Origin of the sequence: Paenibacillus sp. ACRSA (assembly GCF_022346845.1) — a bacterium.
Classification (GTDB): Bacteria; Bacillota; Bacilli; order Paenibacillales; family Paenibacillaceae; genus Paenibacillus.
The window spans coordinates 816,682-838,628 of the sequence record NZ_JAKRNP010000002.1; the positions used below are offsets into that span (position 1 = coordinate 816,682).

The following is a 21,947-nucleotide window of genomic DNA, read 5'->3' on the forward strand; positions in this document are numbered from 1 at the left end:
CAATGATCAAATTATGACTTTCTTGGCCGTCAGGCATCCTTCGTAATCAAAAGCGGACTTTTTGAGCTACCTCTTACAATTGAAGTTCAAAAAGTTCGCTTTTCAGTGCCAAGAAGATGGGATGAAGCTAGAAATGGAGTAGCGGAGCGTAGGCATACCTACGTGAGCAACGGACATTTCGGCTGAATCCTATATTCGATGCTGAGATGCCGTCAGGCATCCTTCGTAATCAAAAGCGAACTTTTTGAACAACCTCCTTAAAATACAAAAGACGCAGCATGCTGCGTCATAGCTGTACGGTACGCGATTGTTTGCGAAATTCCTGGGGGGTTATGCCGGTGCACTTCTTGAACATTTTCGTAAAATGAGAATAGTTATAATATCCCACCTTGCCCGCAATATCCGTTACCTTCACGGTAGACTGGGATAATAACGTTTTCGCTTTTGCTACTCTGCGCTGTAAAATAAACTCCGAAAGAGACATGCCCTTCTCCTTCCGAAAGAGACGAGACAGATACGCGGGGTTAAATCCTGCAAAGGAAGCTAGTTCTTCTCGCATTAGCTCTTCACCGATATGATTCTCAATGTAGATGCACAATTGATCCACGATCGTCATTGGACTATGATCGTCTGGATACAACACAGGTACCACACGGCTAATTAGTTCTAGGGTCCACTGCTTCAACTGGGGCAAGGAACGGGTTACGACACTTTCTTCCGGCTCGCGTTCCCCTGGATAAAGACTGCGTACAGATACATTTTTCTGATGAAGCAAAGGATAGACCACATGAAGCATCGCATGATAGTACAGTCGCAGAATCTCCGGTGACAACCTCTCTTGTCCAGCCAACAACTCGAAAATCTCATCGACACGTTCACGTAAATCTCCTACTTTGCCTGTCTCGAACAGAATGGACAATTCGGAGAACCACGGAATCGGTAAAAAACGATCTTCGGTATCTCGGCCTTGCTCATCGTATACAAATACACCTTCGAGTTCCTTAATATTGCGACGCTCCATGTCCATCAATTCATTGAGCATCCCCTGTAACTCAGTAACCGCGACAGGGACACCCACATAACAGGATAATCGGCAATAGAAGTACGTACCGCATTCTCGAATATAGATCTGGCAATCCTTTTCCATCTCTTTCGCCGAAGCCACGATGCCATCCTGTTCATACGCAAGCACAATATTTAGACCTCCATGATCTTGGAACACCTCACCAGGTCTGTCTCCTAACAACATTTCCTTGGCTGCATTTCGCAGCGCATATTCCAATACCTCTTCATCCCGAAGGTCAAATTCACGAACCCATTCCTCCACCGAAATGACGATTGGTACAATTCGTGCATTCGGATCAATCTCGGCTCCATACACTTCGGCTAATTCCTGCAAGCGCTGTTTAGTCAACGTCATTCGTTGAGATATCGCATCTTTCCAGAACCGCTCTGTCAACAATGGCTTATGTGTCTGCCACCGTTTATAGACGGTCTCGTAGAGTTTATTTGTATGTGTGCGCTGCTCACCTGCTTTGATTTTGTCTACAGCCTGACTTACTATCTTGAGCAATTGATCCGCAGGAGCCGGCTTAAGCACGTAATCAAAGCTGTTCAGCTTAATTGCCGACTGCGCATATGCAAACAAAGCATGACCTGTAAGAAAAATAGTCAACATACCTGGATCATGCTTAAGAACCCAACTCTGTAGATCGAGCCCTGTCTCACCAGGCATTTCAATATCACAGATCATGATATCGATAGCGTGTCGCTTCAGTATTGTTCGCGCCTCTTCAGCATCTCCTGCACTAAATACCTGATCAATGCCCGCCGAGTGCCAGTCCACCCCTTCAACCATGGCCTGTAGGGCATATACTTCATCATCTACAATCAATAGATTCCGCATTAGGCTCCCCCTTCTTCTTCTTCCGTCTGAGCGGGTACATGAATTACGACTGTGGCTCCGCCATCTGCTTGATTGCTGAAAGCAAGCCCAGCTACATCTCCATATTTCACCATCAATCGGTGTGCTACATTCCAGATCCCAATATGCTGTCCCCCTGGATCTTCTGCATATTGCCCTTGTTGCAAACGATCAAGCAACTCCTGGTTGAAGCCTACGCCATTGTCCTCTATCGTTATCAATAACATCGGAAGCTGTTCTGTCTCCTCATCGTTTGCAGTAGAACCAGATAAGATTGCTGTACCCTGACCTTTGATGCGAATAATAAAAGGCTCTGTACGCCGCTGGAATCCATGTATAATTGCATTTTCTACGAAGGGTTGTAGCGTTAACGGTGGCAGCACATAATGCCCTAGGCCAGCTTCTACTTCCAGCGAAAAACTAAGCTTGTTTGGAAAACGAAGTTTCTGAATTTCCAAATAGTGGCGTATATGCTCCAGTTCTTCATCAAGTCTAATGACACGTTTGCCTGCTCGCAGACTGAAACGGAAATAGTCAGCTAGATGACCCGCCATCTGTTGCACCAGCTCATGCTTCTGTAGGGAGGCCAGGCTATGAATGATATTGAGGGAGTTCAGATAAAAGTGAGGGTTAATCTGCATCTGGAGCTGCTTGAACTCTGCTTCCCTCGTTCTTAGCTGCTCCTCATAAACATCGATCTTAAGATGCTGGATCTGACTCGTCATCTGATTGAAGCTTCGAGTAACAAACTCCAGCTCCGAAGAAGCGGGTGGCTCCAACCTAACATCCAGCTCTCCCCGACTCACCCTTCTCATACCACGGATGAGCATATTCATCGGCCGGAACAGTAATTGACGGACAAAGACAAGGGCAGTAATAAGAATGACAGCTGCACCAATAGGTAGCAAACGAATAATCCGCTGGAAGAACGGTAAATTTCGCATCATGTCTTCTTCGGGTAAGAGCACAACGTAGTTCATCTTCGACATCGCCGAAGGCAAGCCGAGCATCAAATATTGACGTGCCTTACCTTTGGGTACTTCTTCCGAGATAACCTGATAGGGGTTCTTTAATCCGGGAAGATGGGCAGCCGCTAGCTTAATCTGATCTGCACTCAACGATGAATTGGACAAAGCAACACCATCGATCCCTACAATAACTGCTCCACCACGATCTCCCCATTCCGTGAGTTGCTCTGGATAATTCAGTGCGTTCATATCCACAAGAGCACCCGCGTAAAATTGCTGGTTGATGCGAACCGTCTTCACAAGTGCATTTCTCGATTCGCCGCGGACGATCCCCCATTCAGGTTGCTGAATATCCCCTTCGAATTGCTGCATCTGCACGGGCATACTCTTCTGCACGAGCGACATTTTGATGTCGTAATCACCGGAGGTAGCGAGTAATAGATCATCGTTTATGGCGTCGTATAAAAAGAAGGAATCAATCAGATTGTAGAAGCCAATATCTGTCATGAATTTATTCATAATCCGTTGCTTAGCAATAATGTAATCCCCGCTGCCGTATTTTAGAAAAAACAAGGAAATGATATCGGGGTCGCGTTCACCCAAGCTATATAGATAACGATTCGTTTCTTGAAGGACTCGTTCATTTTGTTCAACGCTCTTGACTAGATGATTCATACTCGTAAGCGATACTTGGTCACGTACAACATTCATGGCGTACACATTGTTATAGTACATCAACAGAAACAAGGGCAGCATGATGAGTGTCAGACCCACAATAAATTTGAAACGTAATGAACGGATGAAGTTCATAGATGACCGCCCTTTTTTGTTCAGCATTAAAATCCTCTTGGCATAACCCTCAATTGTAAACGTTATCAACAATACATGTTCTTTTTTATTCACGTACAAGATAGATCGCCTTTTTTCCATTTTTCTTCCTTATGATGGCATGTTCATTGTAATCATGCTCGCTTTCCGTTGTCTATGCACTTTAGTGACCTCTAACTATTACTCTGGTGACCTACAGTAGTATGAACGATACACATTGTATAGTTAATTAAGTTCTCTATCTGTAAAAAAAATCCTCCTACACCATGCATTTCTCTATGAACGCCTGATGCTGACATGCATACGATATATCACGCCTTGGGCTCTTAAGATGGAGGGAGACTTATAATGTGAATATTCAACTTGTTCCGTTGCATTATGTATATTTGGCGTTTATCGTACTTATCATCGCTGTAATGATTCGGCGAAGAGATACAACCATTATCTGTGTCGCTGGTATAATGACTATTGGTCTGTTGGCTACTGAATCATTAACCGGTTCTGTGTCAGGCATATTTAACAGTTTTATCTATGCGGTGAAAGAGCTGATCAGTACTATATTCATCATCTCGATCATTGTAGCTATGAGCCGGGTGCTCATTCGAACCGGTATTAATGAAGTGATGGTAGCGCCACTGACACGATTTATCCGTTCACCGCAGGTCGCTTTCTGGGGTATCGGCCTCATTATGATGGTGGTCTCCTTCTTTTTCTGGCCATCGCCTGCAGTTGCCCTAGTAGGAGCCGTTTTGCTGCCCGTTGCGGTTCGTGTAGGGCTTCCGCCCATCGGAGCGGCCATCGCCATGAATCTGTTTGGACACGGGATTGCCTTATCAGGAGATTTCATCATCCAAGGTGCGCCCAAACTCACAGCAGATGCTGCCGGACTTCCAGTAAGCTCTGTCATTACGGCGAGTATTCCACTCGTCATTGTTATGGGTGCCGTATCCACCATTACGGCATTTTGGATGCTTCGCAAAGAGATGCAGGCGAATCACACCAATACCCTTCGCAACCCGATCACAGGGGAAATGCACGTGAATCCTACCGCATCCACTTCTGCACCGGAAGCAACGACTCCCTCCATTGAACAACAACCTCTGCCTTCCATTTGGAAAAGGGTATTCGCCATTCTAATCCCGTTGTTATTTGCAGTTGATGTTATTCTTATGTTTGTGTTAAATCTTCAAGGCGGAGATGCTACAGCCCTAATTGGCGGTACCGCTGTGCTGATTCTGATCGCAGTAACCCTAGTAGCCCATCGCCACACAGGCCCCGAAGAAACAACGAGTTACCTCATTGAAGGGTTTCAATTTGGATTCAAAGTATTTGGCCCCGTTATCCCCATCGCAGCGTTCTTTTATCTCGGAGATTCAGCCATCACTGAGCTGTTCAACAATCCATTACCTGATGGATCTCACGGTATTGTGAATGATCTTGGTGTTGCCTTAGCGGGACTCGTACCTTTGAATGATTCGATTGGTGCAATCACGCTTACACTGACCGGTGCGGTCACAGGTATGGATGGTTCGGGGTTTTCGGGGATCTCTCTCGTTGGTTCGATTGCAACAATGTTTGCCGATACAGCTTCATCTGCAGCTACACTTACCGCTCTAGGGCAGGTTGCCGCGATTTGGGTCGGCGGTGGAACGTTGATTCCTTGGGCGTTGATTCCAGCCGCCGCCATATGCGGGGTAAGTCCGTTTGAACTTGCTCGTCGAAACCTGAAGCCTGTATTACTGGGCTTAACAATCACGACTATTGTAGCTATTTTCTTATTATGATGATTCATTAATCATTGAAGAAAACTGAAAGAATGACGGCTGCTTATGCGCCCAATCTCTAAGCTCGATATGACTCCACGTTGCCAGATGCAGCATCTCCACATAGGGATCACCCTGTAACCCAAGCACTTGAGCAAAGGCAGGCTCAGTCTTGAGTCCAGAACGTTTTAATCTTCGAATCTCACGATGTCCCTCAGATCCCCATAGTTGTAACAGTTCCCACTCTACCTTCATATGAAGATATGCGTTCTGCTGTTGAATGGGGACAGCTTGAGCAAAAATCTCTATAGGCCAATGGTCAACCTGAAAGTTACATGTCACGTAAGATGTTCCATCTACATTTCGGATACCACGATTACAATAGAAATGCGGCATGTTACCCAAGTTTCGGTGAATATGAATTGCAAAAGCATCCAGATCATGTGCCTCACAAAGGATATCTAGATCACTACCTGGAATGTCGATATCAATAGGTACAGTTCCTGCAGGATAAGGCTGGAATGCTGCCAAGTTCATCATTACTTTACTGTCTTGGAGCACTCGATAGGCATCCTGCTGTCGTTCATTCCCTCCTGCGAGATGTGCCATTACATCTGCTGTGCTCTTCATCTATTGGCTCACGCATTCAATCACTGCGTTGCTCCACTGATAATCTGCTTAACTCGTCCTACCTGTCCATTGGTGAGACGAACCTTAATTCCATGAGGATGTGTGGGTGACTTGGTCAGTAAATCCTTTACGATCCCCCGTGTCAGCTTGCCAGTAGCTTGATCCTGCTTAAGCACGATATCCACTTCTAAGCCTGCTCTAATGTTAGCCCGTTGTTGTCCGTTCATCCGATCTCCTCCTTATATAAGTCAGTCCTAATTCATAACGCCACCTGTACCAAAGCTTCATCTATTGTAGACGTTTTGAGATCAAAACAAAAGCTGTGCCTGCCAAATGCAAAAACCCGCTTCGCTCTGAAATCCAGAGACGGCGGGTTTGAATTCCAATTACGGGTGAACTTTCGAAGATGATACGCCGTTCTTCGCAGCCTCCTTGGCTTTAACAGCAAGCAGCTCGGAAACGGTCACGAAGTGATAGCCTTCTTGTTTAAGTTGAGGCAAGATTCGTGCTAATGCCTGCACCGTCTGAGACTTGCCTTCCACTTTGTCATGGAATAGAACAATGTCCCCGTTACGAACGTTTTTCAACACTTTGTTGGCAATGGTAGCAACTCCTGGGGAAGCCCAATCGCGAGTGTCCTGATGCCAAGACCATAACACAATGGTATACCCTTTTTGCTTGGCAGCTTGAATCACCATATCGTTATAGTAGCCACCAGGAGGTCTAAACAACATTGGACGTGCAACCCCCGCACCAAGGATAGACTTCTCGGCCGCATCCATGTCTCGGATATAGGTGTCAGCACCCGTAGATCGCACTGCATACGTATGTGCATACGTGTGATTAGCTACCTCATGTCCTTCCTGCTGCTCTTGCATGACAAGTTGCGGAAATTTCTCAGCCCATTTACCTAACACAAAAAACGTAGCTTTGGCTTCATACTGCCGGAGCAGAGCCAAAATTTCGGGTGTCTGCACAGGATCCGGGCCATCATCAAACGTTAGGGCGATAAGCTTATCCTGTGTAGGCACTTCCCATACAATCTCTCCACGTTCCTCGTAATACTGCCGGTTCTTCTGCGCCGGCTTCGCATATACCGTATTGCAGCTCAATAAGAGAATCACAATGAATATTCCGAGCATTCGGGCTTTTTTCGGGATCAGGGTCATGTTCATGTCCTTTCTATGTTGTTGAACCTACACTCTCCCTATTAGCATTACCCGATTCCCCGGAACTATTTAGAACGTGTCTGAAAACTCGCCCTAGCGAAAAATCTGATCTATCACTGCAATTTCTTCAGCAGACAATTCTACCTGCAACGTCTTCAAATTGTTAATTACCTGTTCCGGTTTCTTCGCTCCTGGGATCAGGGCATCAATGGAAGGCTGGGATAGATACCATGCCAAGACAAGATGAGCAACCTCAGCGTTTTTGGATTCTGCGATACTGCGAAGCTGGTCTACCTTGTCCAAATTCCGAATAAAGTTCTCGCCAGTGAAGAGTGGATTCGTCGCACGTCCGTCTTGGAATGTCGTGTCACGATTATACTTCCCGCCTAGTAGCCCTGCCGCCAGTGGGAAGTAAGGAACAAATGAAATGTGATGTTCTGTTGTATAAGGAAGCAGTTCTTGTTCTGCTTCTCGTTTAAATAGATTATATTCGGATTGCAGGACGTCCACGTGCCCATCCCGGTTCGCTTCCCGAAGCTGATCAACGGAGAAGTTGGATACACCTATTGCCCGAATTTTGCCTGCATCCTTTAATCGCTTTAACGCACCTACTGCCTCGTCCTTCGGTGTCTGTTCGTCTGGGAAATGAATATAGAATAAATCGATGTAATCCGTCTGTAAACGTCTTAGCGCTTGGTCAACAGCTTCGGTTAGAAAGGCTGGAGAGTTATCGATCTCAACCTTTCCATCGACCAATTTATGTGCAGCCTTGGTTGCTATGATTGTATTTTGACGCTGACCTGTTTCTTGTAGAACTTCGCCAATTAATCGCTCAGAATGCTCCGGACCATAGATGAAGGCTGTATCCACAAAGTTAATCCCTTGCTTCAATGCCGTGCGAACGACTTCTTTACCCGTTTCATCATTCAACATATCTGGATAGATATTGTGTCCACCTACTGCGTTTGCACCTAACCCGATGGGGTTAACGACTAGATCTGTTTTGCCTAAACGAGTGTGTTGTTCTGCCATATCTCATCTATCTCCTTTTTCTGAAGGTGTGTTCACGTGCTTCCTGTATTATATCAAACGCATAACCATATTTAAAATATCGGATTTGTCAGGTTAACTATTTTTGAGCACGGTAGCCTCCACATCATTGATAAAGCGCCGTAATTTAGCAGCCACGTCCCGGTTAATTTCACCATTCTCATACAGTTGCTGTACTGTATTCCGCTGCTCTTGAATCGCTACCATCTGCAGCTCCATCTTGTTCTGATCGAATGGATCTTCCTTCTGCTCTTGATTCCAGCTACGCAATTTGGAGATGACACGCTCATACTTGGCAATAACCGCTATCGCCACCGTACGATTGGCATCGTTCATCTGGGCACGGATCGCCTTAATCGCTGCTTCAGAGGTACGAAGTTTAACCTGTTGAAACAGCTCTGCATTTTCGATCATGAACTGCGGCGTCGGTGCTTCTTGGCGCTCGGTGAACAGATGTCCGATCACACGTCCAATCTCACTGATGGAGAACATCATTTGTGTGTTGGTTCGGTTAGCCAGCATCATTTCTTTGCGATCCAGCCAGCTATTACACCGGAATGCTGCGTCAGATGCAATTACATTTTCATCCAGCATCTTCTGCACTTCCTTACGCTCAGCACGTGTACCGATCAGGTTAATGGCCGCTTCCTGTTTAAGGATATCTTTGCGTTTCCCCGCAGTGAGCTGACCAGCTGCCTGTCTGATGTACTTGGATAGGTCTGAAACTACAGCAAGCGCTGCTGCCTTGTTCTCCTCGTTCATCTCTGACTTCACTGCGCGAATGGCTGCATTTAGCATAATATCTTGAGCTTTACGCTCGGTCGTAAGTGGCTCGCCATCCGTTGTTTTCTCATCATTTTTGGCTAATACCGGGAGCAAGGCACTCGCTGCAATTAATGTTAACAGAATGACACCTGCCGCCAAAAATATAATGAGATCCCGCTCTGGAAAAGGCGAACCATCTTCGAGTACATATGGAATAGAGAATGCACCCGCTAGCGTCACAGCCCCTCTCACACCTGAAAGAGAAATCAATGTCATTGCTTTGAATTTTGGCTTTCCAATCGAAGATTTAGGACGAAACCATTTATTCCCACGCCAGAATACATAAATCCACGCAAAACGTAATACTAACAACAACAACGTAATCAGACCTACGTAGCCGAGTACCTGTCCATTATTAAACGAAGCATTGGCAAAAATAGTATTTAACACATCTGGAATCTGCACGCCTAGAATGACAAACACCAGACCATTCAGAATATACAAAATTACAGACCACGTGCTCATCGATACAACCTGCATTTTCAGTTGCACGGATTCCGTTCGATCACGCTCAATCGCATGAATGATGCCACCAGCTACGACTGCCAAAATCCCCGAGACACCAATCTCTTCACTCACGAGATATATAACGAATGGCGTCAAAATCTGCAGAAGCATATGAATGGTTACATCCTCCATTCCAAGACGACGAATCCAGACACCAAGCCGGATCAGCAGAAACGATAATAATGCACCAGCAAGTAGCCCGCCGATTGCAATAATTAAGAAGCTAACCGAGGCCTCAGCAAGTGAAAAAACACCTGTAACCGTTGCAGCAATTGCAAATTTGAAAGCAACCAATCCAGAGGCATCGTTCATTAACGCCTCTCCCTCAAGTAACCTATGTATGCTTTTGGGAAGATGCACACGTCCTGCCATCGCTCCAACAGCTACAGCATCCGTCGGGGACAAAATTGCAGCCAGTGCAAAGGCAGCAGGAAGTGGAATGGTAGGAATAAGCCAGTGGATCGCATATCCGCCCACCAGTACGGTGACAAATACAAGCCCTAGAGCAAGAAGTAGAATGGGTGCTCTAAGATTCCACAATTCATTGCGAGGTGTTCGTTTGCCATCGTTGTATAACAATGGAGCAATAAACAGCACAAAGAACAATTCCGGATTCAGTGGCAAATGTACGCCGGCCGGTAGCAACGCTACAGCAAAACCAAGCGCAATCTGAATGAGCGGAACGGGGATAAAAGGTACAAATCGGTTCAGTATATTGGATAAACCGATCAGAACCAGTAAAACGAGGACTGCGATAAATAGTTCCATGATGTCATTCCCTTTCCGCGTAATGAACATTGATGCCTTATTTTAGCATATAACGAATAATGGTTATAAAAATGTTGTCATATACATTTACCCAGCCACCGCATTTTATAATAGCTTCGTTTGAACAATAATGATTGATTCTGTTCCTTCGTAATCAAAAGCGGACTTTTTGAACTACCACTATAAGATGTTACAATACGTTCAGGACAATACCCGTTTGGAAAGGATTTTGGTAATTATGGCATTTGGAATTAAGCGGAAAGAGCTGACAGCCTGGAAAGAGCGTGTCTCCCGTGGCGAAATTGCCTATCTCACTCATTTTTGGATTGACCCCCGTTTCCCTGGGGTAAAGAGTGTGACCAAAGTGGGATGTGCAGATTTGGAAAGACTCGAAGAATGGTGCCGCGCACATGGACTTAATCCTCTTTATATTCATCGACGTGAGCCTTTTCCTCATTTTGATCTTCTCGGTGAGAAGCAAAAGGAAATCTTGCAGCATGAAGGCCTAACAGAGCATATTCGCAGGTTCCACCTATAAGCAAAAACATTTTATAATACCCTTAATGAAATATGAAATGCATATTCCTGCAAATTCAAAGACCACTTATGAACCTGTAGTGAATGAATTTAAATTGATATGTAAAATAAAAACGCCAGTCTTCAAGAATTAGACCTCAACGAAGGTCTGAAATTCTTGAAGGCTGACGCCTTAAATTGAAACGTATTACCTTATCGATTCGCTTGCTCAAGTGCTTTCATGTTCTCCAGCAGCTTCAGCTCAATTTTTTTGAGCATGCCGATCATCTGTTGTTGTTCCTCTTCTGTAAGTGCCTGCAACAATTCCCAAGTCATGCGGCCACGATTCGCAATCAATGTACGAGCTAGCTGCTCTCCATCACTTGTAAGGGATAACCAGACAATCCGTCGATCCTCTTCACTGCGCACCCGTTGAATAAGCCCTTCACTCTCCAACTGATTCAGAACAATTGTCGTTGCTCCCGAAGATAGGCTGAGCTGTCTAGCCACATCAACAGCCATGCAACGTTCTTCACGTAATATCATGGCCAATATATGATTTTTGGTTGGATTCAGTTTGCAGTTTGTTTCATTCTTCTGTTGCTGATCCAACACTTTATTTTTATATCTGAAGAAGGCCTCCAACAATTGATCGATATTTGCCAATTGAGAGTTTCGCTCCGTATCCGGACTCATAACTGTCCCTCCTACCTATGATCATAACCTACCTTATATTGTAACATATTTGTACTATTTTGTTTGTGAAATATACGTTTGCATTCGACGGGTTCAATTGGGATGAATGTCAGACGTTTAGGCAAGTTTAGAGACAGGTACTTAAACAACCTATTGCAATATCTTAAGGAGTTTGTTTATAATTACTTATGTTCAAAGTTACTTTTAGTTACTTAATGATTTTTATAAATTTATTGTTATAAAGTATATGAATGATCACCTATAATACAGCGAAGGAATTTTAACATATGAATAAAACAAATGAAACAAACCAAACGCTGACTGTCGATGTCTGTATCGTTGGGGCGGGGCCAGGTGGAGCACTATTGTCCAATCTGTTGAATCGACAAGGCATATCTACAGCTTTAATTGAACGACAGCCACATCTTCACAAGTCATTCCGCGGAGAGCTGCTGAATACGGATGGAGAAGCTATATTAAACAAACATGGTCTGTACTCCATTATTGCTGAGCGCGGAGCACTTCCGCTGGAGGAGATTCAATATTGGGAAGACGGTAAAATTATTAAAACCATTTTCCCAAGTAATGAAGTCTCGCACGTTGGCATCCATGTACCACAGGATCACTTGTTAGAGATTATCGTCTCCCAGTCACAACAGCAAGAGCAAAACCATGAGCATATCCTCTTCAATACCATTATGACCGGGATATTGCGAGATAAGACCGGTAAGCCTGTTGGTATCAATATCCGTCAAAATGGCGTTCCGTCTTCCATTGAAGCTTCCATTATCGTCGGTGCTGATGGACGATACTCAGCTGTACGGAAACATTCCGGAATGATCCCCCTTATTCGTAAGCATGGTTATGACCTGTTATGGGCTCGCATCCCGGCACCTGTAGGCTGGGAACCTGCGGTACGAATGGCAAGCATGGACGGACAACAGCTGGCTCTCTTCTCTCAATTCGGGGGCTATGTTCAGATCGGCTGGAATATCCCGCAAGGATCTTATTCCAAGTTGCGTGAGCTGCCTTTTACACCTTTTGTTCAAAAACTGGTCACGGCATTCCCTTGTTTGGCTGATTCGGTTAAAGCGCACATCCAAACATGGAGTGACTTTGTCTTATTATCTGTGGAAAGCAGTTATTCAGAGACATGGACGCAGGACAATATCGTGCTCATCGGTGATGCTGCTCATACGATGACTCCCACAGGTGCATTCGGACTAAATGCTGCTCTAGAGGATGCAGATATGCTTGCAGAACTATTGACCCGCATGGCACAGGATCAGTTCGCTTCGATGAAACCCTTGCAAGAGTTGCAATCGCTACGCGGAGATAAAGTGAAACAGCAGCTTGCACGGCAGATCGAGATGGAGGTATCTTTCCAGCAACGCTATGAATCCTTCCTTAATTAAGGGAGCAAGATGGTCTAATTGCTCATATGACTGAGCTGTCTAGGACTCGCCCCATACAATCAACATAACGTTGTACGACAATAAGCCATGACCCTCCAGCTCGGAGTTCATGGCTTTTTATGGTGGTATTATTCTAATCGAGAGATCAACCATCTATTAAGGTTTAACCAATTGTTGTTGTTTTTCTGCTACGGAGTTTTAAGCTCAGCACAGCTTCCTCTGATGATGAGTTTCGTAGGAAGAACTACTTTTTTGGCTATATCACGCTTGGAGAGAAGCCGCTCGGCGATCAGTTCTACGGCGGTCTCGCCTATGTACTCCATATGTACCTTTACTGTCGTTAACGGTGGCTGCATAAATGCCGACATCGCAATGTCATTGAAGCCAATAATAGACATCTCTTCAGGCACCTTGAGGCCTGCTTCATGAAGAGCGCGAAGAGCCCCTACAGCCATCGAATCATTTTGAACTAAAAAAGCCGTTGGGCATACCTGCGATTTCAGGGCACTTTTCATTAGCTGATATCCATCCTCTGGGTACCAATTACTTCCCATATACACAAAGGCAGACTCATGCACGTTGTGTTCTTGAAGCCATTCGCCAAAAGCAAGCTCCCTCTCATCACGCGTCGTTCTAGCATAGGACTCATTATGTCCTCCAATATAACCAATTCTGCTATGACCAAGGCTACTTAAATAATCCAGCGCTCCTCGAACGGCATGGCGCATATCAAAAACAACCGAATCATAATGCTCTTCATCCGGTGATGAATCGACAAACACAACTGCATCTAGATTAGCCGGGAAGCAATCGATATCCTTCTGCTCAAACCTTCCAACGGCAATGATCCCATCAGGTGCTTCCCCATTCCAGTCAATGCCCTCTCCAGTGCTGTGCTTATACATCTTCACAAGTTCGAACTGATGCTTGAAGCATTCTCTTTCAATGCCAAGTCGAATAGCCAGGTAATACGGATCCAACATCTCCTCCTGATCTGTATACCAGTTCATGAGTCCAATACGCCGGGTTTCTTTGGGTACCCCATGTGCAGCCCCACTACCGTTACGCTCCCTTGGCGTTCGATAATTTAATTGTTGAGCAATTTCGAGTATGCGTTTACGCGTCTCGTCTGATACGGAGAGGGTTGGGTCATAATTTAGCACTCTAGAGACGGTAGCAATAGATACACCTGCCTGACCTGCGATATCCTTAATCGTTGCCATAATACATAACGTTCCTTTCTTCCAGCTATGACCCCATCATGAACAACTCTGCAATTCTGAATACGTTAGCCTGTTGCTAATTCAGCGAGATCATCACAATTAATTTACCTGTTAAATAGTGTATCAGATGTCTGGTTGGAAGCCCAACAATAACATCCTAGAACCCTGAAGAATTCCAACTCAGAGTAACACCGTACTATGAAAAAAAGACCTCCAGCCCGCGTTGGCCGCGAGCAGAAGGTTTATAACTTGTTTATCCTTTTTAGATTATTACGTATCTATCAATTAGCTATTCCGTAGGGTATTACTGACCCTTATGTTCCATTAGGTTCAATAATACCTGCACAGCTTCACCTCGGGTTGCGGTACCCTGAGGCTTCATGAACTTACCATTACCCTGGATTAATTCAAGCTGTACAAGTGTAGACAGTTGCTGCTGAGCCCAAGGACGAATATCTCTTCCATCTGCGAATCCAGCCAACGCATCATGACTAGTTCCACTTTCGCCTGGATACAGCTTTTGCAGTGCATTATAAGTCATAACAGCCATCTGCTCTCGTGTAATCTGCCTGTTCGGTTCAAAAGCCACATCAGACACACCGTTGATAATACCTGCTTGATATGCAGCCGCAACGGAGGAAGCGTACCATTTGTCCTGAGACACATCAGCAAACGGTGTATTTGCTGTTTCTTCAAGCACCAGCATACGGGTAAGTAGAGCGGCAAACTCTGCTCTCGTCACAGGACTTTGAGGTGCAAAATCCGCATCGTTAACTCCTTTAACGATGTGCTGAGCAACCATCACTTCGACAGCACGGTTATACCATGAACCGGACTGAACGTCATTGAATGGCTTCGTAAAAGTCATCAGACTATAAGTTCCCAATTCGTTGATCCGGGCTTCAATTGTGTCTGTCTCGCTATCCCATGTACTGCGCTTAAATGCTACTTCACCCTTCTCGTTCCAGTGATACACACCGACGAGCTGGTGATCGGTTCCAGCATCTGCTGCAAGTTCAATTTGAACCGGCCGCCCAAACGTAGGATTCAACTGGCGAACTGTGCCATCTTCAAGCGTAGCAGACAGCTCCAAGCTGATGAACGATCCGGCTGACTTGAGCTGACCGCCCAAACGCTGTCCAGCCGACGCAATCTTCGAATTTTGTTCAGTGGCTGCAACAGGTATTGATTTCAGATTCAATAACTTGAATTCAGAACCCAGCTCTGACACGATTTGTTTCAAAGCATCAAATGGAAGCACAAGTGAGATTCCCTCTGCAAGTTTGATCGATAGATCTGTTTGCTTCTCCAGCACAGCAGCAACACCTTCACGGCTTACCGTGGTTGCACCGTTAACACCGTCCGTATTCGTATTTGCTCCTGGTGTAGCAACCGGTGGAGCCGAAGTGACAGCTGGTGTACCAGATGAAGAACCTCCTGTGGAGCTCCCCCCAGTATTACCGGAAGATCCTCCCGTTGAACCACCTACCGTGTAATTCGCAGTAGCAAGTGTGAATGTGCAATCTAGTACTGAAGCTTTCAGTCTTAAGCTGTAATTGCCATCTTGAAGTGCAGGAATGGCTAGTGTACCCTCCTTCAATACACCGCCAGTACGAGCTTTAAATACATCCTGTTGTACAGCAACCCGCTCCCCTGTAGCCTGATTCACGAGCTCAAGAATGACAGGAATGTGTAGATCTGGCGTCTGATTTTTCACATAAGTTGAAGTCGGAATGTGATCTACATAAGCGTTCAATTGTTCTTTTGCAGTTACCTGATATGCCACTGTTTTGTTGCCAGCTCCGCTCTGGATATTTAGACTTCCGGCCAAAACTCCGTCTGCAACATGTGCATCAGCAAAATGTCTGCTGTGCTGAGCGAACGACAAGTCGATCGACTTGGTATAGAAGGCACTGTCATGCATTCCGTCACGAATCTCGGCATAATGTTCTACATGATTATCCTTCAAATACTTGTGAAGCGTCGCTACCGGCACGTCAAATTTGTACACGTCCTCATTACCTGAATCCAAGTAAATGGAATACCGTTTCAACGCTTCAACAGGGTAAGATTTAATAATCTCAACTGGATTCTGGCCTGCTTGAGTGAAGTTAATTGCCCCCATATGACTTGCTGTTGAAGAGAATAGATCGGGGTATTGGAAACCAATCGCGAAGGAACCGAATCCGCCCATAGACACTCCGGAGGTTCCTCTGTAACGTGCATCATCAATCGTTCTGAATTTCTGATCTACATGCGGTACGAGATCCTTAACTACCATGTCCTGCCATTTCACACCATCAGGCTCTGCACCATTTACCCACCAGCTCATTCCGGAAGAGTCAGGCATAACAACAATCATATCTTTGGATCGTCCTGCAGCGATCTCTTTATTCAAAATCTGATCGATTTTATCAATCTCGTAAGATTCGCTATCACTGTTAAACTGGTGAAGTAAATACACACTAGAATAACGCTTGTCTGGATTTGTCAAATAGCTCTGTGGCAAATAAACTCTGTATTTGACCGTCCGCTTCGCACTTTCTGAATAGAACTCCGTCACAAAGAATAGTTTCTGGTCACCTGTTTCTCCAAGTTTACCGTTCTCCTGCTGATAATATTGAGATACCGTTCCCTGCTGGAGTACCGTCTCCGTTCCATCTGCTTTGGTTCCTGTTACGACAACTTCAGCCGTATACAAGTAACGGTTATCCAGTGTGAACACATACGGATTGTTGATCTTGGTTTGGATTGTTGCATAATCTTTTGTCCACTGTTGACGTTGTTCCAGCAGCTTCAGTTTATCAATACCTTTCTCAAAATATTTAGCCGACAATGTATCTGCGTAAGCCGTCAGATTTTTCTGATCTATGGCCTGGTACTGCTTAGCCGCAAACTCCTTCACTGACGTTACTTCATTCTCACTTGGCACCTCAGAAGGTAGGTCTTTCATTTTTTGCATCGCCGCCTTCGTGTAAATGCCAATGGGCCCCGAATACCAGCCACCGCCGCCGTTATCGTTAAACATGTACACGGCTATCGTATTGACCTGACCCCGTTTCAACAGATTACTCGGGATTTTATATTCACGTGATGCTGCCCAGTAAGAAGACTTATACACGCCGTTCTCGAAACCTGTCTCGCCAACTTTAGTCCCATTAATATAAGTGATGTCAGCATCATCTATTTTGCCGGCCATTAAGGTCAGATCCTGATCTGGGAAATCTTCAGGAACAAAAAATGTCTTCTGATACCAAGCAGCTCCGTAATAATTATTCAGCCCCTCATAACCGCCGAACCCGTCTGTCCACCAGTCCAGACCCGGCTGCACAGTTGCCCAATCCGTCGTATCCACATTTTCGGCTTCTCCATGTAGTGATGGTCCTGGATATGAATCTTTCTTAAATTTCCAATCCCCAAGCAGATCAATCTGAATATCTTCAGGCAACGTACCTATTGGCGTAACGCGGATTAGGGGTTTGGAACCCAGCGATATCGTTGAGCCAAGTAATGAAGCTTCGAGAGAAACGGTTGTACTTTTACTGCTGCCCAGCTGATCCACTGGAATATTGAAACTGTCACTAAAATTAGATTCAGCCGAACCGGTAATAATGTCCCCCGCTTTCTTCGTATCACTGTACAAGACCTCACCCGCTGGATTAGTTACCTTCAGTGATACAGACAACTCAAAATCCTGATTTGTATCATTATTCTGGAACAGCTGCGCCGCAGCCCGATCCAATTGAGTTGTGTAGGCTACACGAACCTCATTCGTATCGGTACCCAATGCTTGAGGCGTAGCCGTAAAGGTGCCTGTTAGAATACCTTTGGCAAATTTTGAATTAAAAGCACCCAAAGAACGGTTCAGATCCACGAGTGGATCGGTGGTATGATCACCGGGACGCATCTGGTAGCCATGTGAGATGGATTTGGAACGCAGATGAGCGTGGATAGCATTCGTGGAGTTATCTGCATATGTATTAGGGTCATCCGCACCACCATCTAGATAAATGGAATACGCTTTCAACTCATTCTCTGATTTGCTCTTTATCATCTCCATTGGATTCTTTCCAGCAATGGTCATACCCAGCGGAGCTCGATGGCTTCCAATGGAACCAAATACCTCTGGATGATCAAGCCCGACGACAAAAGCACCAAAACCACCCATGGAAATACCCGTAATTGCTCTGTATAGCGGTTTATCAATTGTTCTGAATTTACCATCAACTACGGGAACCAGATCATTTACAATCATATTTTCCCAGTTTCCTTGATCATCACCTTCCGTCTGATTGACGAAATAGCTACCTTTGCTTGAGTCTGGCATAATGACAATCATTTTCTGAAGTGTCCCATCCTTTATCCACTGATCCAGCTTGTTTGCAATGCCACTGGACTCAAACTGCTCACTGGTATTGTTCTCTCCATGAAGCAAATAGACAACAGGATACGTTCTTGTGCTATCGTAATATCCTTCTGGAAGGTATACCCGATAACTCATTTCCTTTTGATTCAGGCTATCGGACACATACGTTGCTGTGTAGAATCTGGATTTCTGTGCTTCAGGCGAGACCTCCGGGGTGCTGGAGACTAACTGACTGCTCAGCTGGGTGTTCTGCTGAGTGACAGGTATAGCAGACTCTTGTTCTATTGGTGCAGCTACAGATGGTTCATCGACCACTGCTTCCTGTTCACCATGTATCGACTCTTCCTTCACAGACTCTTCCTCTATAGATTCTCCCTGCACTTGCACAGTTTTCTCCTGCACAGCCGTTGTTGTTTCCGCATATATGAGGCTCGGTGATGAGGTTAACATCAGAGCTGCCGACAATGCGGCGATGGGTATCGTCTTTCTTTTCGTTTTCTTGGATCTGGATCTAGTAGAATCTTTCATGAACTAACCTCCCTAGTCACTGTATGAGAACGTTTACAATTGAACATCACTAATTTATCATTATTTTTAGTAAAAAATCAATAAAATTTTACTTATATTAAGTAAAATTATTTTTAGAGTGCATTTCCCCTTTTCACTTAGCGTAGAGTAATCCGATGGTTAACGTTAAGGACAGCTGAAATATGACTTATAACCTCGCCCGGTTGGTAAAAAAAACAGCCCTCACTAGGAGGGCTGTTTCATGTACATTTTCGTTGAAACGTTGGAAAATGATGATCATTACAAAATAAATTGAATAAGTGCTTAATGAAGTAGAAGCAGAATCGGCTCATTCAAGCCATTTATTTGATACTATTTTTCACGAGCGCAGCAAAAGCTTCTGAACCTTCAGCCGTGAGATGAACGCCATCTTTTTCAAAATAAGCATCCTGACCTTCGCTCGCAGCGTTCCAATCAATGAGTGAGACATTGCTATACTCTGTAGCTGCCTCGTTCAATGCTTTATTAACTGTCCGTTCCCAAGGTCTAGGCACGCGTACCGTAACCAGATACACATGTTCCTCGTCCTTCAAAAATTCGAGAACCGATTTTAGATTTTTGGAATTAAATGACCCGTTGGTGCCTAGTTCCAATATAACCTTACTGCCCATCTGATTGTTCTTTTTCAATTCACTTAATACATCCGCAGCCTGCCACATCTGACGACCAACATGCCCATCTACGTGCACGCCTGCCATCGTCTGTTCCAGATAAGGCTTGGCGTCGAGAATAACTGAGTCCCCGATGATTGTATAGCGAATTTTCTCGTCTGTAGCTGGTGAATTTGTTTCCCCTTTAGGCTCATCCGATGTGTGATCAAATTCCTCTGGTGACTGGGCAGCCTGATCGGTAGATCCTTCTGTACCCTCTCCGGATTCTCCACTGTTATCTTGCTGTTCCGTAGGTGTCTCTTTACCTCCATCCGTTGCTTGCTCCTCGGGATTGGAGGAGGAATCTGGCGGATTGGCAGGTGGGTCATTCTTACCTGAATGATCATCTGATCCTGCAACCGGCTTATCGGTCTTCTCATCTTGCTTATTACCTGGGTCTGATGGAGCGACCGTTGCGGGCAGAACATCTTGTCCCTTCTCTTCCGTGACCGAATGATCACTGTTCAGCGTAGTTGACATGGACTCCGAATGGGAATCTGAATTCGCTTCAGAGACAATCATCATCTGTGACACCGTTACAACCATCAGGAGCATGGAGAGAACGAGAGCCGAACGTTTCCACCACATGTGGGATACTCCATGCCGATGACCTCGTCCCCACATCCTGGATAACGTGTTACGAAATCCATTATAACGAATGGGATTCTCAATATATTTTAGCGATAGTGATGCCAGAACAACCGTTACCAGCACCTGTAGAATGATTCGCACCGGGTGTGCTCCACCCGTATCTACAGTTGGGCTCGTCAGCACGATCACCGGATAATGCCACAGATACATCCCATATGAACGTTCACCAATCCAACGTAGTGGTTTGGCACCAATGATCCGTGCCAAGAACGACGAAGGATGCGCAAGTACAGCAACTAATATCGTCGTTGCAATAGCTTGGATTACCATGCCCCCCTGATATAACGAAGAATCGTATTCACTGGAGTTCAGCATCATATAGATTAACAGTAATAAAGCAGCTATACCTGCTGCATCCATACCTAATCGACTACCATTGGCAAGTGACGAAGACAACTTCCGGCTAGGCCAGACTACGGCTAGCGCAGCACCCGCTAGGAGTGCAAATGCACGGGTATCTGTTCCGTAATAGACCCTGCTTGGATCCAGATCCGGGTTGTACATAATTGCCATTGCACCTGCTGATAATTCAGCCATGATCACAATAAAGACAACTAGCCATCCCTTACGTTTGAATAAAACAATTGCCGCGACCATCAATAAAGGCCACACGATGTAGAACTGCTCTTCTACAGCTAGCGACCAGAAATGGCCAAATGGGGACGGTGGACCAAAGCTTTCGAAATAGGATACATGATGAAAGATATACCACCAATTGCTTATGTATAACACCCCTGCGACAATGTCACCACGAAGAGCGGCCAATCGGGAAGGATCGGTGCAGAGCAACCAGATCATAACAACTGCTGTCATCGTTAACATGCCAGGTAACAGTCTTCTCACCCGTCTTACCCAGAAGTCACCGAGTAAAATTCGGCCATGTTCCTTCCATTGTGTCAGGAGAATGTCTGTGATTAAGTAACCCGATAGTACGAAGAATATGCCCACACCGAGCAATCCACCAGGGATAAAATCTAAATTCAGATGATACGCAATTACGCCAAGCACCGCGATGGCTCTTAAACCATCCAATCCGTTCATGTGGCGCTTGCTACTCAAAGATTGTGACATATGCTGTGCCCCTCCTTACTCATGCATGTTAACATCTTCGTTGTCTGGGGCAATTTGAAGCTCGCAGTGGTACTGGTTCTCGTTGTCTTTAACATACGTATTGCACCTTTCATCTTTCATTTCCACATTAAAGAAGACGTGTAACATATCTTCTGCGTTGCATCTATAGCATTAATATTATTAATCCACGGCGTGCATAACAAGTCAGATTCATCTGATCACACCATACGTTTATATCACAGTATACGCTCAATCAATTCGGCAGAATTTACAAGAACAGTTACAACAGTTTAAAACGATGTAACTTTATCTTCCAAGCTTCTATAGCTGTAAAATCATACTCTATATTTATAGCTTAAT

The 21,947-nt window shown here is 45.1% G+C and carries 14 protein-coding genes; 3 read left to right on the forward strand and 11 right to left on the reverse strand.

Annotation, left to right across the window (positions count from 1 at the left end; translation table 11 throughout):
• Positions 1-286: 286 nt before the first annotated feature.
• Both MH215_RS08600 and MH215_RS08605 read right to left on the reverse strand, forming a co-directional pair.
• The gene (locus MH215_RS08600) at positions 287-1,906 is read right to left on the reverse strand and encodes a response regulator transcription factor (RefSeq protein WP_239289666.1); all 1,620 of its coding nucleotides are present in this window, start codon (positions 1,904-1,906) and stop codon (positions 287-289) included.
• Entirely contained in the window at positions 1,906-3,729 is a 1,824-nt protein-coding gene (locus MH215_RS08605) for a sensor histidine kinase (RefSeq protein WP_239289668.1), read from the reverse strand. The genes MH215_RS08600 and MH215_RS08605 overlap by 1 nt, the downstream gene beginning before the upstream one ends.
• 341 nt (positions 3,730-4,070) lie before the next feature.
• On the opposite strand from MH215_RS08605, the gene MH215_RS08610 reads away from it, so the two are divergent.
• Positions 4,071-5,504 carry a hypothetical protein gene (locus tag MH215_RS08610; protein ID WP_239289670.1) on the forward strand — a complete coding sequence of 478 codons (1,434 nt, stop codon included), beginning with the start codon at positions 4,071-4,073 and terminating at the stop codon, positions 5,502-5,504.
• Here the strand turns inward: MH215_RS08610 and MH215_RS08615 are convergent.
• From MH215_RS08615 to MH215_RS08635, 5 genes are all read right to left on the reverse strand, one after another.
• Positions 5,499-6,113 (reverse strand): DUF4269 domain-containing protein, encoded by a 615-nt coding sequence (locus tag MH215_RS08615; RefSeq protein WP_239289671.1) that lies wholly within the window; start codon positions 6,111-6,113, stop codon positions 5,499-5,501. The genes MH215_RS08610 and MH215_RS08615 overlap by 6 nt on opposite strands.
• A 20-nt stretch (positions 6,114-6,133) precedes the next feature.
• Positions 6,134-6,340, reverse strand: coding sequence for a YwbE family protein (locus MH215_RS08620; RefSeq protein ID WP_239289672.1), 207 nt, complete (start codon positions 6,338-6,340; stop codon positions 6,134-6,136).
• A 159-nt stretch (positions 6,341-6,499) separates the two neighbouring features.
• Positions 6,500-7,282, reverse strand: a complete 783-nt coding sequence (locus tag MH215_RS08625) for a polysaccharide deacetylase family protein (RefSeq protein ID WP_343224542.1) — start codon at positions 7,280-7,282, stop codon at positions 6,500-6,502.
• 93 nt (positions 7,283-7,375) lie between these two features.
• Positions 7,376-8,314, reverse strand: coding sequence for an aldo/keto reductase (locus tag MH215_RS08630; protein WP_239289674.1), 939 nt, complete (start codon positions 8,312-8,314; stop codon positions 7,376-7,378).
• Positions 8,315-8,407: 93 nt separating this feature from the next.
• Entirely contained in the window at positions 8,408-10,432 is a 2,025-nt protein-coding gene (locus MH215_RS08635; RefSeq protein ID WP_239289675.1) for a Na+/H+ antiporter, read from the reverse strand.
• A 238-nt stretch (positions 10,433-10,670) separates the two neighbouring features.
• Here MH215_RS08635 and MH215_RS08640 point away from each other — a divergent pair, with 238 nt between their 5' ends.
• Positions 10,671-10,970: a hypothetical protein gene (locus MH215_RS08640; protein ID WP_239289676.1), complete on the forward strand. Its 300-nt coding sequence runs from the start codon at positions 10,671-10,673 to the stop codon at positions 10,968-10,970.
• A gap of 191 nt (positions 10,971-11,161) precedes the next feature.
• On the opposite strand, the gene MH215_RS08645 is transcribed toward MH215_RS08640, so the two are convergent.
• On the reverse strand, positions 11,162-11,644 hold the full coding sequence (locus MH215_RS08645; protein ID WP_056700362.1) for a MarR family winged helix-turn-helix transcriptional regulator: 483 nt from the start codon (positions 11,642-11,644) through the stop codon (positions 11,162-11,164).
• A 287-nt stretch (positions 11,645-11,931) separates the two neighbouring features.
• On the opposite strand from MH215_RS08645, the gene MH215_RS08650 reads away from it, so the two are divergent.
• Positions 11,932-13,059, forward strand: coding sequence for an FAD-dependent monooxygenase (locus MH215_RS08650; protein ID WP_239289677.1), 1,128 nt, complete (start codon positions 11,932-11,934; stop codon positions 13,057-13,059).
• Positions 13,060-13,247: 188 nt separating this feature from the next.
• Here MH215_RS08650 and MH215_RS08655 read toward each other — a convergent pair whose 3' ends face one another.
• From MH215_RS08655 to MH215_RS08665, 3 genes are all read right to left on the reverse strand, one after another.
• A complete protein-coding gene (locus MH215_RS08655; protein ID WP_239289679.1) occupies positions 13,248-14,282 on the reverse strand; it encodes a LacI family DNA-binding transcriptional regulator in 1,035 nt (344 codons plus the stop codon).
• A gap of 304 nt (positions 14,283-14,586) precedes the next feature.
• On the reverse strand, positions 14,587-19,176 hold the full coding sequence (locus tag MH215_RS08660) for an alpha/beta hydrolase-fold protein (RefSeq protein WP_239289680.1): 4,590 nt from the start codon (positions 19,174-19,176) through the stop codon (positions 14,587-14,589).
• 341 nt (positions 19,177-19,517) lie between these two features.
• Positions 19,518-21,587 carry an acyltransferase family protein gene (locus tag MH215_RS08665; RefSeq protein ID WP_239289681.1) on the reverse strand — a complete coding sequence of 690 codons (2,070 nt, stop codon included), beginning with the start codon at positions 21,585-21,587 and terminating at the stop codon, positions 19,518-19,520.
• Positions 21,588-21,947 lie beyond the last annotated feature (360 nt).

Coding starts and splice junctions, on each gene's coding strand:
- MH215_RS08630 (WP_239289674.1), bottom strand. CDS start 8,314: ATGGCAGAACAACACACTCGTTTAGGCAAAACAGATCTAGTCGTTAAC.
- MH215_RS08600 (WP_239289666.1), bottom strand. CDS start 1,906: ATGCGGAATCTATTGATTGTAGATGATGAAGTATATGCCCTACAGGCC.
- MH215_RS08635 (WP_239289675.1), bottom strand. CDS start 10,432: ATGGAACTATTTATCGCAGTCCTCGTTTTACTGGTTCTGATCGGTTTA.
- MH215_RS08625 (WP_343224542.1), bottom strand. CDS start 7,282: ATGACCCTGATCCCGAAAAAAGCCCGAATGCTCGGAATATTCATTGTG.
- MH215_RS08665 (WP_239289681.1), bottom strand. CDS start 21,587: ATGTCACAATCTTTGAGTAGCAAGCGCCACATGAACGGATTGGATGGT.
- MH215_RS08605 (WP_239289668.1), bottom strand. CDS start 3,729: ATGCTGAACAAAAAAGGGCGGTCATCTATGAACTTCATCCGTTCATTA.
- MH215_RS08650 (WP_239289677.1), top strand. CDS start 11,932: ATGAATAAAACAAATGAAACAAACCAAACGCTGACTGTCGATGTCTGT.
- MH215_RS08645 (WP_056700362.1), bottom strand. CDS start 11,644: ATGAGTCCGGATACGGAGCGAAACTCTCAATTGGCAAATATCGATCAA.
- MH215_RS08620 (WP_239289672.1), bottom strand. CDS start 6,340: ATGAACGGACAACAACGGGCTAACATTAGAGCAGGCTTAGAAGTGGAT.
- MH215_RS08655 (WP_239289679.1), bottom strand. CDS start 14,282: ATGGCAACGATTAAGGATATCGCAGGTCAGGCAGGTGTATCTATTGCT.
- MH215_RS08615 (WP_239289671.1), bottom strand. CDS start 6,113: ATGAAGAGCACAGCAGATGTAATGGCACATCTCGCAGGAGGGAATGAA.
- MH215_RS08640 (WP_239289676.1), top strand. CDS start 10,671: ATGGCATTTGGAATTAAGCGGAAAGAGCTGACAGCCTGGAAAGAGCGT.
- MH215_RS08660 (WP_239289680.1), bottom strand. CDS start 19,176: ATGAAAGATTCTACTAGATCCAGATCCAAGAAAACGAAAAGAAAGACG.